Origin of the sequence: Echinicola marina (assembly GCF_020463795.1) — a bacterium.
Classification (GTDB): domain Bacteria; phylum Bacteroidota; class Bacteroidia; order Cytophagales; family Cyclobacteriaceae; genus Echinicola; species Echinicola marina.
This window is the reverse complement of the sequence record NZ_CP080025.1, coordinates 2,675,062-2,688,604: the sequence shown is the minus strand read 5'-3', so window position 1 is coordinate 2,688,604 and position 13,543 is coordinate 2,675,062. Positions and strand designations below refer to the sequence as shown.

Below are 13,543 nucleotides of genomic sequence, written 5' to 3'. Positions count from 1 at the left end.
GTATCAACCAATCTTAAAAAATAGAATAAAGAGTGAAAATTATTTTCTCCTTGTCCAAAGCACATTGACCGCATTCAAGTTATAAAAAACATTTGAAAGAAATATCAGAAAAAAACGAAGCAGATTGTCCCCTTCTTGTGATCCCAATCGTCATTAGGATGAACTTTAAAAAATTATAGAAATGAAAGAATTCGCATTAATTTTCAGACTGAAAGACATATCAGATTTCAAGCCTTCTCCCGAACAGATGCAGGAGCGAATGAACTGGTTGAGCAGCATTGCCGCTCAAAACAAATTGGTTGACAAGGGCAACACCCTGCTTCCTATTCCTGGAAGTGCAAAAACAGTCAAAGCAAACAATGAAGTAACTGATGGACCCTACACCGAAATCAAAGAATTTATCAGTGGCTATATCGTGGTAAAAACCGAAGACATTGACGAAGCGGTCGAAATAGCCAAGGGAAATCCTATATTCAAAATTGGAGGGACTATTGAGGTACGTGAAGTATTGAAGAAATAACCGTCAAACTCCGAAAACATGATAAATGTATTGGTAAGCTACACCGTAAAGCCAGAGTTTTCTAAGCAAAACGAGCTCAATATCAGAAAGTTCATACGGGATTTTAAAGAGTTGGACAGTTCACGTTTTACTTACAATGTTTTCGTGAAAGATGACAAAGTCACTTTTGTGCACATTTCAAGCTATCAAGATGAAAAAATGCAACAAAAGGTACTGAGCGTACCCTCGTTTTTGGAATTTCAGGAAAAGCGAGACCAAAGCGGACTAAATGGTACCCATACCGTTTCCATCATGGATTTTGTAGCATCGGCAAAACCTACGATTTAAAAATGGGTAATGCTCCTCATGAATTGATCCCTCATCTATTCCGACAGGAATACGCTAAAATGACGGCTGTACTATGCCGTCATTTTGGTTTGAAGCATATTGAAATTGCCGAAGACATTGCCAGCGATACTTTTTTGAAAGCATCAGAGCATTGGGCGATCCATGGTGTTCCGGAAAATCCTGCTGCATGGCTCTATACAGTAGCCAAAAACAAAACCAAGGACTATTTCAAACACCTCTCTGTATTTGAAACCCAAATCAAAGAAGAGCTGACTCCTAATGTTTCTGAAAAAGAAATCGAGTATGAAGGGCAAATTATTGCAGACAGCCAATTGGCGATGATTTTTGCCGTTTGCAATCCCCTCAATTCCAACGAAAGCCAGATTTGCCTAGCCCTTCAAATACTGTGTGGCTTTAGTGTGGAAGAAATAGCCAGTGCCTTCATAATAAAACCTGAAACCATTAAAAAGCGTTTGTATCGGGCAAGAAACAATCTCCGTAAAGACAATTTTCAAATCAAAACATTGTCCGGTGCTGAAATTAAATCTCGACTGAGCGCTGTTTTAAAAACACTTTACCTACTATTTAACGAAGGTTACTTTTCCCAATCCAATGATAATTTAGTACGAAAGGATCTTTGCGCTGAGGCGACAAGATTAACACTGCAATTGACCGAAAACCCATTAACGGACACCTCTCAGACCAATGCCTTATTGGCATTAATGTGCTTTCAAAGCTCCAGATTAGAGGCAAGGACAAACCATAAAGGAGACATTGTTTTATTTGACGAACAGGATCAAAACTTATGGGACCAATCACTCATAGAAAGAGGAAACTACTATTTAGTAAAAGCTACAAATAAGAAAGAAATTTCAAAGTACCACCTGGAAGCTGGAATTGCCTATTGGCACGCTACACCAAAAAATGAACACAAGTGGCAACATATATTGCTGTTGTACAACCAACTTGTCCTAATCGACTATTCTCCCGTAACAGCATTGAACCGCACATTTGCCTTTTCAAAAGTTTACGGAAAGGCTAAAGCAATTCCCGAAGCTGAAAAATTAAAGCTTGGGGAAAACAATCAATACTATCAACTATTGGGATATTTATACACAGAATCAGTACCATTAAAGGCAATTGAATATTACGAACAAGCCCTCAAAAACACCCGATCGGAAAAGAAAATCCTATCTTTAAAAAAGAAAATAGAACAACTTAAACTAAACAACAGCCAATAAACTTTAAGAGCAAAATTCTTACTTTGCCCCTAAATATGCATTAGCCTATCTATTACGATTCTCAATGCATAACCAAGATTCAATAGCACTAAAGCAATTTACTAAAACGATCATTTTTAAAGCCAAAAGATGAAAACCTGATTTTGAAAGCTATAATTTGTATTTTCAACCATTAGGTGTAATCCAAAAAAACAATTCTAATGGCAGAAAATAAAGAACTATACAAAATTGCTTTTGGACTGGCCGTATTTACGATAATCTACAACATAGCGGAGGGACTCATTTCAACCTATCTGGGGTTTGAAGATGAAAGCCTGGCCCTTTTTGGCTTTGGCTCGGATAGTTTTATTGAAGTCATTTCTGGGTTTGGCATAGCCCATATGATTTTAAGGATTCGGAAAAACCCCAGTAGTAAACGTGATGATTTTGAAAGAACAGCATTAAGAATCACAGGTACAGCATTTTACACCCTGGTTTTTGGGCTTATTGTTACAAGCATTTATAATATTTGGATTGGTCACAAACCACTGACAACCTTTTGGGGTGTCATCATCTCGACAATTTCTATCATTGTAATGTGGCTACTGGTCATTTGGAAAAGAAAAGTTGGGAGTAAACTGGACTCTGCCCCCATCTTAGCAGATGCCAATTGCACATTGGTATGTGTATATATGTCCATCATTCTGCTGGTAAGTAGCGGTATTTATGAATTGTTTGGGATTCCTTATATAGATAGCATTGGTACGCTTGGACTAGCTTATTTTGCTTACTCGGAAGGTATAGAGTGTTTTGAAAAAGCAAAAAGCGATATAAACGGCTGTTGTGACTGACTTCATTCCTTACACAGCTAGTATGAATAAAGCATCGACTACTTACTTCTTCCATAGTCCCCATCACTCCTTACTTCTTTATTTCTAGCAATCTGCATGTCATCGAGTTCCCTCCATTTTCTGAAAATTATTTTTTAAATTAGATAATAAAACGAACTGATTATGGCCTACAACACCGTAAAATTACATCGTGTTTTTGCAGCACCAGTGGAAAAAGTATTCAAGGCATTTGCTGATGCCGATGCCATCGCTTCTTGGTTGCCTCCTTATGGGTTTATATGTAAAGTGCATAATATGGACTTCAAAACCGGCGGAAGCTACAAAATGTCCTTTACAAATTTCACCACAGGTAATGGACATTCTTTTGGCGGAGAGTATTTAGAAATCAAAGCCAATGAACTTTTAAAATACACTGACCAATTTGACGACCCCAACCTACCGGGACAAATGATTACCACCATAGAATTCAAAGAGGTTTCCTGCGGAACAGAACTTTTCGCGACCCAAGAAGGAATTCCTGATGTCATTCCTACAGAAATGTGCTATTTAGGCTGGCAGGAATCCTTGGATAAGTTAAAGCGATTGGTAGAACCTGATATTCCGGACGCTTAAGCAACAATCCTAATACAGCAATAAATCTTTAAACCCGAAATATGCATTAGCTTATCTATTACGGACTGAAAATGCTTTAAAATCAGTCGCTTTGCTGCTGTTTTCGACTTCACCATAGCGGTGCTATGCCTCAGTCTCCAAACAGCCTGATTTTCTTGCATTTTCAGCCCTCACTACGATTGCTAATGCATAATCCGGGTTAAATAATGCTTGGTCTTCCCAAAAAACATCGAGGGCACCGATAGAAGATTTTCCATTAACCAAATTATTTGGTAACTTATAGTTATAACTTTCCTTCTAGCACTTGCAAAAATTTCATGCAGGTAGGTAATGTATTTTCACCTAAATACATTTCAACAAAAAATCACCCAACCTTCCATCAAGCCTTAGTGGCTATTTCGAGCTAACTAAAGATTTTACAATCATGAGGTACAGCACTTTATTGCTGGGTTTCCTTATTGGTTTCCTACTAAGCTGCAACCAAAACCCAGTTCAAAAAACAATTCATAATCTAGACAAGGAAAAATACACGGGTAAGATCATTGATATGCACATGCATACTGGGCTCCCCCACGAAATTCCAGCCGGTACACCATCTATCTGCCGCCCTTCTCCATGCGAAGGTGATGGACATGCAACAGTCGATCCCAAAGAGCTGCTGGAGAAAACACTGGCTGCAATGGAGGAATACAATATCAGCAAAGCTTTTCTGAGTGGCGTAGACTGGTCAGCTGTCCAAACATGGACCGAAAAAGCTCCCACTCGTTTTATTGCCTCCCCTTTTATTCTAAAAGCTGATAACAACCAATTGGACCAACTAAGAGAGAAATATTCTTCGGGTGATTTTAAAGGAATGGGAGAAATAGGCACCCAACTTAACGGAATTCCTCCCAATGACCCTAGCCTTGTCCCCTATTTCGACCTGGCCGAAGAGCTAGAACTTCCAGTACTTATACATACATTAGGAATTGGTCCCTATATGCCACACTTTCGCCCCTCAGCCGGCAACCCCTTATTATTGGAAGAAGTACTCATCAACCATCCTAAACTACGCCTTTTTGTAGAAAATGCGGGCTTTCCTTATCTGGAAGAAATGGTCGCCATGATGTACCAGTACCCACAGCTCTATGCTGACCTATCTACTATTACTTGGGTCATTCCACGACAAACTTTTTATGACTACTTAGAAGGGCTGATCCGTGCCGGTCTTGGAAAACGACTGATGTTTGGTTCTGACCAAATGGTCTGGCCAGAAAAGATTGGGGCTGCTGTTGAGGCTATTGATCAGGCCCCCTTTTTATCTACCGAACAAAAAGAAGATATCTTTTATAATAACGCAGCCACATTTCTAAGGCTTAAAAATACGGTTGAGGGCCAAATTAATTGAAAAACCAAGCCCCTCTGCATGAACACAATACCCATAAAATTCAATGCCCTATCCTAGTAAATAAACTTACCACTGGAATTCACCTGGTGTTAGAAAAAGACCAACAATATTATTCAAAAGGACCAAGCCTTCAAGAATGAAAAACATCATTTCACCTGAAGGCTTGGTATGATTTAACTTATAATGTCCAAGAACCTTGAATCACCAATAGCTCTTTTTCTATAGAAGAAAGTATTAGCCAAAAGCAGGCGCTTTTACTACCATTGTATCAGTTAAATCAACTCTTTGATAAAAGGATCTTCATAGTTTTCAATAAAGGCTAGTACATTGTCATATTGTGCAAAATCCTCTTTAGGATGTGCGGTGGTCAAAACGACCGCTTTCATCCCTGCATTTCGGGCTGCCTCCACCCCTTTTGGGGCATCTTCGAAAACAATACAATCTTCCGATTCAACCCCAAGCGCTTCCGCTCCCAATAAAAAGGTCTCTGGATGAGGCTTGCTCACAGCCACATTATCCGCAGTAATAATCGCTGAGAAATAATCCCTTAGTCCAAGATTATCCAAGACAAAATCCACATTGAAAGGAATGGCTGCTGAACCAATGGCCATTTTTACATTTTTGCTTTTGGCCTTTTCAAAAAAAACATCCAAGCCGTTGATCAATTTCATATGCGGCAAATATTCCTCTTGGTACCTTCTTTCTTTCTCCATGGACCAGTCCTCAGCTTCCTGCATGGTGAATTTATTTTTCCCAAAAACCCTTTCCAACACCTCCGGGTTTTTTCCGTACATCTCCTTTTTCACCTCTTCCCAGGAAAGGCTAGCCCCCAAATCCTCATTGAAAAGCTTATGCCAAGCCTTGGTATGAAAGTGCATATCATCGATTATAGTACCATTCAGATCAAAAATAAAGGTCATTTCTTTGTTACGCATGATGTTATTGGTTTAATAGTAGGTTGAATTAAGTTGTGTAAACACCTTTTAAAAATAAATGGTTTCTAATTTAGCCTTATTCCAGAAATTTACTCAATTACCTTAATTCTCAAAACACATTTAATTTCTAAAAAAATTGGACATTAAACTGTCTTAGCCTACTTTTAAATATACTGGTGGGAAGAATCAAATCCCTTTTCAATTTTATTAGAATTATCCATGATGGCCTTTACAAAACCTTTTTCAGAATTACCCGATGCTGTCCAGAAGGAACTGCCTTCACAGTTCAAAGAAGTCAATTTCCCCAAACAAAAGAGACTTTACCTTCAAAACCATTCTGGAATTGAGGGTTTCGATTTTATCCTAAAGGGTGGTTATGAGGGATATTTCTATGATAGGAACCAAAAGAAAAGGAGAATAGAAAAGTACGGCCCGGGCACATGGTTTGGGGGTATTTCCTATTTGTACAACAAAGGTATTAGCCTCCAGACAGTGGACACCCTTCCCGACACCAAAATCCTCCGGTTAAACCATGATCTATTTCTTCAGATATGTGAAGAGAACCCCGCTTTCAGGAACCACTTTGTCAGGGAATTTGGAGAAAGGATGTTGGACATGGAATTTGTTCATTTTATCAAAGGAGCCACTTATTACCCGCAACAAAACAATATCACCTCAGACAGTTTTTATTCCCATAAAGTAGATTCCCTTAACCCAAGGGAATTGGTTTCCTGTCATGAAAACACACCGATATCCGAGGCGGCACAAATAATGGGGGCTGAAAAAACCAGCTGCATATTCATCAGGGATATGGAAGGAAAAATCGTTGGGTATGTTACGGACATCACGCTTAGGGATCAGGTGATTGCCCAGGGCTTATCCATTAAGAACCCTATCAAATCCATCATGAAAAGGGACATGGTCTCTATCAACACCGATGCATATATTTATGAATCCCTGCTATTGATGTTTCAGACCAAGACCAGGTATTTATTGGTGGAAAAAGAAGGTAAGTACATAGGTTTTATTTCTAGGAACAAGTTACTGAGTGAGCAATCCCAATCTCCCTTTTTATTTATACAATCTGTAAAGCAGGCTACCTCTATCAAAGAATTAAAGGAAAAATGGTCTCAAGTCCCTGGCATCGTAGAACAACTGCTGCAAAGAGGCGTAAGATCTGAAACAGTTAATGAGGTCATCACAACAGTTTCGGACACTATCGCCCTCAGGGTTATAGACGAGGTACTCCATGAAGTGGGACCTGCTCCTTCTAAATTTGTTTTTATGATCCTTGGCAGTGAGGGACGTAAAGAACAAACGCTCAAAACTGACCAGGACAATGCCATTATCTATGAGGACAAAGCCAACGAACAGCGTGAACTGGTTCGTGAATATTTCCTGGATTTTGCTGACAAAGTATCCGAAAGACTTGACGCCATAGGCTTCAGTTTTTGCAAAGGTGGCTTTATGGCCAAAAATCCCAAATGGACCCATTCGCTTTCTCATTGGAAAAGAAATTATGACTCTTGGATGAAGGAATCCACCCAAGAAACCGTCATGAAATATTCTACTTTTTTTGACAAAAGACCCATCTATGGGGATTTCACCATCCTTGATGAGCTCCATGAATATATGGATAAGCAATTGGACGTCCCCTTGGAAAGGTTCTTCTTTAACATGGCCACTAATGCCTTGCAATATGAACCTCCACTGACTTTTTTCAGAGGAATCAGGACTTTTACCGTGGGTGAACAAAAGGTGTTTGATATCAAAAAAGCCATGACCCCCATAGTAGATATCACCCGGGTTTTCGCCCTAAAGCACAAAATATTCCTCACCAATACCGGAGAGCGGCTTGATGCACTGGCAAGGGCTGGCCATATTACCGAAGAAGAACTTCTGGAACTAAAACAGGCCTATTATTATTTAATGAGCCTCAGGTTAGACCGACAGGCCAAACAAATAATGTTAGACAAAGTACAACCAGAAAATTTCGTCGATATCGATGGCCTCACCAAAATAGAAAGGGTGACCATCATTGAAATTTTTAAGGTGATCAAGAACTTTCAGATGAAGGTTAAAATTGCCTTTACCAACACGATTTTCTAGCTTTTTCACCTTTTCCATTTTGGGGGCATTTGTCATTACTTTTTTGATCCTGCCCCTCTACCAATTTCTCTCTGATTTTTTAACTGATATTCCTCATACAACGCACTAAAACATGTGCTTGAAGCTTCTGATAATGTGTACTTTTTAGTAAATTATCATTCTGGACTTTGCATTGGACATCTTCTAAATGAATTAATGGTTTTAGCGATTCTGGGCATAAAGATGACCTGGTGCATTCTTCAGGTTTTTAATTAAATCCGGATTATCCAATGGACTTTATAGACTACTATCAAATCCTGGGCATCGACAAGAATGCCTCTCAAGACGAAATCAAAAAAGCCTATCGGAAGTTGGCAAGAAAATACCATCCTGACCTTAATCCTAATGATCAGGCAGCCGAAAAAAAATTCAAGGAGATCAATGAGGCCAATGAAGTCTTGGGCAATCCTGAAAACCGAAAAAAATACGACCAATACGGTAAAGACTGGAAGCATGCCGAGCAATTTGAAAAAGCCCATCAGGGATATAGCAGAACTCAAGAGAAAGCTCAATCATTTGGCGGTGACTTTGGAGGATTTTCTGGGGGAGACTATTCCGATTTCTTCGAGTCCTTGTTTGGACAGGGCCGAGGAGCTGGATTTGGCTCTCGAAGTCAGCATGTGAAATTCAAAGGGGCAGACCTTCGAGCTGAGCTTCAACTCAATCTGGAGGAAATATACCAAACCCATAAGCGCACGCTGACCATCAATGGCAAAAAAATCAGGCTGACCATACCTGCAGGAGTAGAAAACGGGCAGGTCATCAAAATCAAAGGACATGGTGCAGAAGGCGTCAATGGTGGCCCCAAGGGAGATTTATATATCACATTTAACATCATCAATAATTCCTCTTTCAAACGTCACCAAAGCAACCTTTATAGTACGGTTGACCTGGATCTTTATACGGCCTTATTAGGTGGAGATATTACTGTGGACACCTTTAATGGAAAAGTAAAATTGAAGGTAAAACCAGAAACCGCAAATGGCACAAAAATAAGGCTCAAAGGCAAAGGCTTTCCCATATACAAAACTGAGGGACAGTTTGGCGATTTGTATATCACTTATAATATTAAAATGCCACAAAACCTCAGTGATAAAGAAAAGGAATTAATCAAGGAACTGGCTAAAATCCGAAACAAATGATACCCGAAGGATATATCAGTATAGAACGGTTGAGCAGCCTTTATAAGGTGAGATTGACATTCTTTGAAGAATTGGATGATTATGGTTTGATAAGGTTTCAAACCCTGGAGCATTTAAGGTGTGTTCATGAAGACGAAATAAAAAAAATTGAAATTATCATTAGACTCCATCATGAATTAGAGATTAATACGCCGGGTATAGAGACTATTTTACATTTGCTGAAAAAAGTGGAAAACTTGCAGGAAGAGTTACAAAGGATCCAAAACAGGCTTGACCTTTATGAGGATTAGATATTATAACAGAAAAAAGCACCAAAGCTAAGATTTATAAAACTTTGCCTTGGTGCTTTATAATATTAAAGGCTAATAAAAGCCGCTATTTTCACTTACTTTCTTTGATCACATTTGAAATCAAAGCTACTTTTTCGATGGGTTCGGAAGCGTTGGAATAGATCCTAACAATGCTTCTCTGCTTTCCCATTTTACCTGTTGAATTAAAAGTTACTTTAATTTCAGCAGACTTCCCTGGAGCTACAGGCTCTTTTGGCCATTTTGGCACCGTACATCCGCAGGTAGCTGCCACATTAGAAATTTTCAGTACCTCTGTACCTGTATTAGTGAACTTGAAAGTATGTTCTACTTTGGTACCTTGTGAAATATCCCCGAAGTCTTTTTCCGTTTCTTCAAAGGTAATCACTGGTCCTTTCACTTCTTCTACTTTGGCTTCTGCAGTTTCGGTTTGGGCCTGAACAGCCATAGCAGCGAAGGCTACAAAAAACATTAAAACTAATTTTTTCATCATAGTCTGTATTTGGTAATCACTTGTTTCTTTCAATATTCATTCCAAAGTTAAAACTTCCCTTAACTTCTGTGTTAATCTAACGTCACTCTACTGGGTAAAAGTTTCGATTTTTTAACTAATAACCAAGTTACCACTTAAAAAAACACGCAGAAATTCCTCTCCTATATTATTGTACGAAAAAACGCGGGTTAAAATTCACTAAAAACAGCTCATCTGTCGCCCTGGTCAGGGCAGTGTACAACCACCTAATATATTCCGTATCCAATTGTTCTTCTGTCACATAACCTTGATCCACAAAAACGGCATTCCATTGACCACCTTGGCTCTTGTGGCAGGTAAGTGCATAAGCAAATTTCACCTGCAATGCATTTAAATAAGGATCCTTCTTAATGTACTCACTTCGCTCCTTTCTGTTTTCCACCCCAGCATAATCTTCCACTACCTGTCGATACAGCTCCTTGTACGCTTCTTCTCCCAATGAAGTCGTCGAGGTATAAAGTGTATCCAGAATCACCTTTGCTTCAAAATAGGGTTCTTCTGGATAGTCTATCAACCTTAATTCTAAGGTAGCAAAACGCAAACCGTAAACTTCCTCGAAGGACCTAATCTTTACGACTTCTACAAAGTCCCCGTTGGCCAAAAAGCTGACCTTATCAGATTCTGCCATGTACGTATAATTGTTCCGGACGATCATCAACATATCACCAGTGGAAATCTCTTCTTCATAAAAATGAATGGCCTGGCGGATATATTGATTGAACTGAACAGCTGTTTTGTTAGAGCGGGTTACCACAATGGTGTTTTCCACTCCATATTTATCATAAGCATATCTCAGCCCCTCCTCAAGACGTTCACTGGTCATCCGATAAAAATCAGAAAATCCCTTTACCTTAAAGGAAATAACAGGTGCTTTTCTCAGCACCTCCGAACGGAGCTGGGTAGCATTATACAAAATCCCAGAATCCAGTTGTTGGCGCATCACTTCAGTAAGCTCTGCCTCCAGCACATCCAGACCAAAATGATGGGCCATATAATCTCCATTCAAAGCCGGACTGTTTTTAGATCCAACGGGAGGAAGCTGGGCGGTATCACCAATTAAAATCAAACGATTAGAAGGATGTTGAAAGACAAATTGGATCAAATCCCTCAGTAAATTCCCTCCTCCCAGCTCGTCATCTGCCAACATAGATGCCTCATCGACTATAAACACCGTCTTTTTATAATAGTTTTTTTGGAGATCGAAACCTGTGCCTACCATCCCCTCTTTGGATTTGGGCCTATAAATAATTTTGTGGATGGTAAACCCCATTCTCCCTGAATAGGAAGACATGACCTTGGCTGCCCTTCCCGTAGGGGCCAGTAAAAGCGAACGTAGGTCCATCTTTGAAAGCGACTTCACTACTGCAGCGATCACCGAGGTTTTACCGGTTCCTGCATAGCCTCTCAGAATAAAAGTAGCCTTCCTGTCAAATTCCGGGTCAAAAAATCTATCCATCAATCCAAAAAATTGGGACTGTCCATTTGTCGGCTGATGGGGAAAATTTTGACGCATCAATACCGAAGGCTTTGGGATATGTTCCTTATCTTTATTCATCAAAAGCGAATCTACGGCTTATATGCAGAATATTGAAAAAGATATCCATGAGAAATTTGGAGGCCGACTACGTACTAGGGTCAATGGTGTCTTGATAGAAGGGGATAAAATTCTGATGATCAAACACCGAATGGGAACAAACAAAAGCTTTTGGAATGTGCCCGGAGGAGGGATGGATTATAACTCAAGTGCGGTAGAAAACCTCCAAAGGGAATACCTAGAGGAAACCGGGCTGGAAATAGAAGTACTGGACTTCCTGACAGTATCGGAATTTCTTCAACCACCTCTTCATGCTATTGAGCTTTTTTTTGAGGTCAAGCGAAAATCCGGGGAACTCATCAAGGGAATCGACCCAGAAATGGACACAGAAAGACAAGTCATTGAATCCGTTGAATTTATGGACATAAATGATATCAATGCGATAAAAAACTCAGAAAAGCACCAACTTTTTTGGAATTTAAATTCGCTGAAAGACATAAGAATATGGAAAGGTTATTTTAATTTTGAAAATAAATGCATAAAATAGCATCCTATTATATACCATCAACCTTTATATAAGAAGAATAAATCGACTGAAAAATGAATCTGACTAAAATCTTATCAATTGTTTTTCTATTAGCTGCATTGGCAGTGGGATATAGACTCTACAAAGGCGTAGACGATGTCATGCAAGAAGAAAAACGTATAGCACGTATCGAAGCAAGAGTAATTGAGAAATTACAAATGTTGAGAGAAGCGCAAATCGCATATTTAGCTTCGAATGGGGAATATGCCGGAAATTGGTCGGACCTGAAGAAATTCATTGAAGAAGGCCAAATTTTCATCGTTCAAAAAACTGAAGAGACCAAATTATTAGATTACGGTGAGGAAGAAATCACCATCACCTATGATACTTTAGGTGCAGTTAATGTAATGGATTCTCTTTTCAATGAGAGAAAATATCCTGAATTTAACCTTAGTGCACTAAACGTTGTACCTGGATCAGGAGGAAAAACCTTCACCTTCTTTGCGGATAAAGTCGAAAGAGGAGCAAACAAAATCTTGATTGATGTATTTGAAATTAAAGATCCTGCTCCCGTTAATCCTGATAGAAGAGCCAACAACAACGAAAAAGCTTTGAGAGTTGGATCGAGAAATGATGCATCTACTTCCGGTAACTGGGAATAATTTTGACTAAGTCAATAAAAAATACATTAGTAGAATTTTATAGCGATAAGCTTGATGTAGCACTTACATCAAGCTTATCGCTTTTATTATGCGCAGAAAACTTTACCATCATGGCCAAAAACCAAAATGGTTCTATTCTGGGCGTAAACTCCTATACACTTGATTCTGAGGAAAGCATCGATCAAATCATCAATTCTGATAATTTCATCCAAGCCCTTCCAAAGGATGCCGAAAGCAGGCTTTTTGTTTATAATGAAAAATTCTGCTTGGTACCTGGCATGCTTTTTTCTCCCAAGGAACAACACACCTATCTTTCTTTTAGCGCAGAATTACTGGATCAGGAAGTTTATTATGATGGTTTGGAAAACAATAAGACCATTTTGGTTGGTAGTATTGATTTAGCAATCGCCAAAAAACTTAAGCAAAAGCTTCCCAATCTTAAAATCAGCCATGGTAGCGCATTGATTTTGGATTATCTCTTATTGGAAAAATCAGAGATGCTCAATCAGGAAATCTCCATAGTCATTGAAAAAGATCAGGTATACATTGCAGGCTTTGCCAATAAGGAACTTAAGTTGTTTAATCGATTTGAAGTAATCGACAACCAGGACTTCCTCAAATATACCTTCAGCGTGCTACACCAATTGGCTTTTGACCGTATGCACTGTAAAACCACCATTATAGGCAATTTAGAGGATGTGCATGTTCAGGAAGAAGTACTAAAGCAATACTTTAAAAACTTGGTGATTACAGCGCCAAGGACCAACCTAAATTACCTTGCAGGAGCAGAGTCTTATAAAGACACCAAAAGGCTGGCAGCCTTCTGGGCCAATTGACAA

General features: G+C 39.2%; 15 protein-coding genes. 12 read left to right on the top strand and 3 right to left on the bottom strand.

Annotation, left to right across the window (positions count from 1 at the left end):
• The first annotated feature begins 181 nt into the window (after positions 1-181).
• The 6 genes from KZP23_RS11195 (at position 182) to KZP23_RS11170 (ending at position 4,917) form a co-directional block, all read left to right on the top strand.
• On the top strand, positions 182-520 hold the full coding sequence (locus tag KZP23_RS11195; RefSeq protein ID WP_226336318.1) for a YciI family protein: 339 nt from the start codon (positions 182-184) through the stop codon (positions 518-520).
• A gap of 18 nt (positions 521-538) precedes the next feature.
• Positions 539-847 (top strand): hypothetical protein, encoded by a 309-nt coding sequence (locus KZP23_RS11190; RefSeq protein ID WP_226336317.1) that lies wholly within the window; start codon positions 539-541, stop codon positions 845-847.
• 2 nt (positions 848-849) lie between these two features.
• Positions 850-2,088 (top strand): RNA polymerase sigma factor, encoded by a 1,239-nt coding sequence (locus KZP23_RS11185; protein ID WP_226336316.1) that lies wholly within the window; start codon positions 850-852, stop codon positions 2,086-2,088.
• Positions 2,089-2,288: 200 nt separating this feature from the next.
• Positions 2,289-2,918, top strand: a complete 630-nt coding sequence (locus tag KZP23_RS11180; protein ID WP_226336315.1) for a cation transporter — start codon at positions 2,289-2,291, stop codon at positions 2,916-2,918.
• A 162-nt stretch (positions 2,919-3,080) separates the two neighbouring features.
• Entirely contained in the window at positions 3,081-3,530 is a 450-nt protein-coding gene (locus KZP23_RS11175; RefSeq protein ID WP_226336314.1) for an SRPBCC family protein, read from the top strand.
• A 424-nt stretch (positions 3,531-3,954) separates the two neighbouring features.
• Positions 3,955-4,917 (top strand): amidohydrolase family protein, encoded by a 963-nt coding sequence (locus tag KZP23_RS11170; protein WP_226336313.1) that lies wholly within the window; start codon positions 3,955-3,957, stop codon positions 4,915-4,917.
• Between the two features lie 272 nt (positions 4,918-5,189).
• Here KZP23_RS11170 and KZP23_RS11165 read toward each other — a convergent pair whose 3' ends face one another.
• Positions 5,190-5,852 carry an HAD family hydrolase gene (locus tag KZP23_RS11165; RefSeq protein WP_226336312.1) on the bottom strand — a complete coding sequence of 221 codons (663 nt, stop codon included), beginning with the start codon at positions 5,850-5,852 and terminating at the stop codon, positions 5,190-5,192.
• A 219-nt stretch (positions 5,853-6,071) separates the two neighbouring features.
• Here KZP23_RS11165 and KZP23_RS11160 point away from each other — a divergent pair, with 219 nt between their 5' ends.
• The 3 genes from KZP23_RS11160 (at position 6,072) to KZP23_RS11150 (ending at position 9,432) form a co-directional block, all read left to right on the top strand.
• Positions 6,072-7,961, top strand: coding sequence for a DUF294 nucleotidyltransferase-like domain-containing protein (locus KZP23_RS11160; RefSeq protein ID WP_226336311.1), 1,890 nt, complete (start codon positions 6,072-6,074; stop codon positions 7,959-7,961).
• Positions 7,962-8,230: 269 nt separating this feature from the next.
• Positions 8,231-9,142 (top strand): DnaJ C-terminal domain-containing protein, encoded by a 912-nt coding sequence (locus tag KZP23_RS11155; RefSeq protein WP_226336310.1) that lies wholly within the window; start codon positions 8,231-8,233, stop codon positions 9,140-9,142.
• Positions 9,139-9,432: a chaperone modulator CbpM gene (locus KZP23_RS11150; RefSeq protein ID WP_226336309.1), complete on the top strand. Its 294-nt coding sequence runs from the start codon at positions 9,139-9,141 to the stop codon at positions 9,430-9,432. Before KZP23_RS11155 ends, KZP23_RS11150 begins: the two co-directional genes overlap by 4 nt.
• A 91-nt stretch (positions 9,433-9,523) precedes the next feature.
• Here the strand turns inward: KZP23_RS11150 and KZP23_RS11145 are convergent, their stop codons facing one another.
• Together KZP23_RS11145 and KZP23_RS11140 are read right to left on the bottom strand one after the other, a co-directional pair.
• A complete protein-coding gene (locus KZP23_RS11145; protein WP_226336519.1) occupies positions 9,524-9,940 on the bottom strand; it encodes a DUF1573 domain-containing protein in 417 nt (138 codons plus the stop codon).
• 169 nt (positions 9,941-10,109) lie between these two features.
• A complete protein-coding gene (locus tag KZP23_RS11140; RefSeq protein WP_226336308.1) occupies positions 10,110-11,537 on the bottom strand; it encodes an ATP-dependent DNA helicase in 1,428 nt (475 codons plus the stop codon).
• Positions 11,538-11,559: 22 nt separating this feature from the next.
• On the opposite strand from KZP23_RS11140, the gene KZP23_RS11135 reads away from it, so the two are divergent.
• The 3 genes from KZP23_RS11135 to KZP23_RS11125 are packed head-to-tail and all read left to right on the top strand — an operon-like array spanning position 11,560 to position 13,540.
• Positions 11,560-12,063: an NUDIX domain-containing protein gene (locus KZP23_RS11135; RefSeq protein ID WP_226336307.1), complete on the top strand. Its 504-nt coding sequence runs from the start codon at positions 11,560-11,562 to the stop codon at positions 12,061-12,063.
• 53 nt (positions 12,064-12,116) lie between these two features.
• Positions 12,117-12,704, top strand: a complete 588-nt coding sequence (locus tag KZP23_RS11130) for a hypothetical protein (protein WP_226336306.1) — start codon at positions 12,117-12,119, stop codon at positions 12,702-12,704.
• Between the two features lie 2 nt (positions 12,705-12,706).
• Positions 12,707-13,540 carry a DUF3822 family protein gene (locus tag KZP23_RS11125; protein ID WP_226336305.1) on the top strand — a complete coding sequence of 278 codons (834 nt, stop codon included), beginning with the start codon at positions 12,707-12,709 and terminating at the stop codon, positions 13,538-13,540.
• The last annotated feature ends 3 nt before the right edge of the window (positions 13,541-13,543 follow it).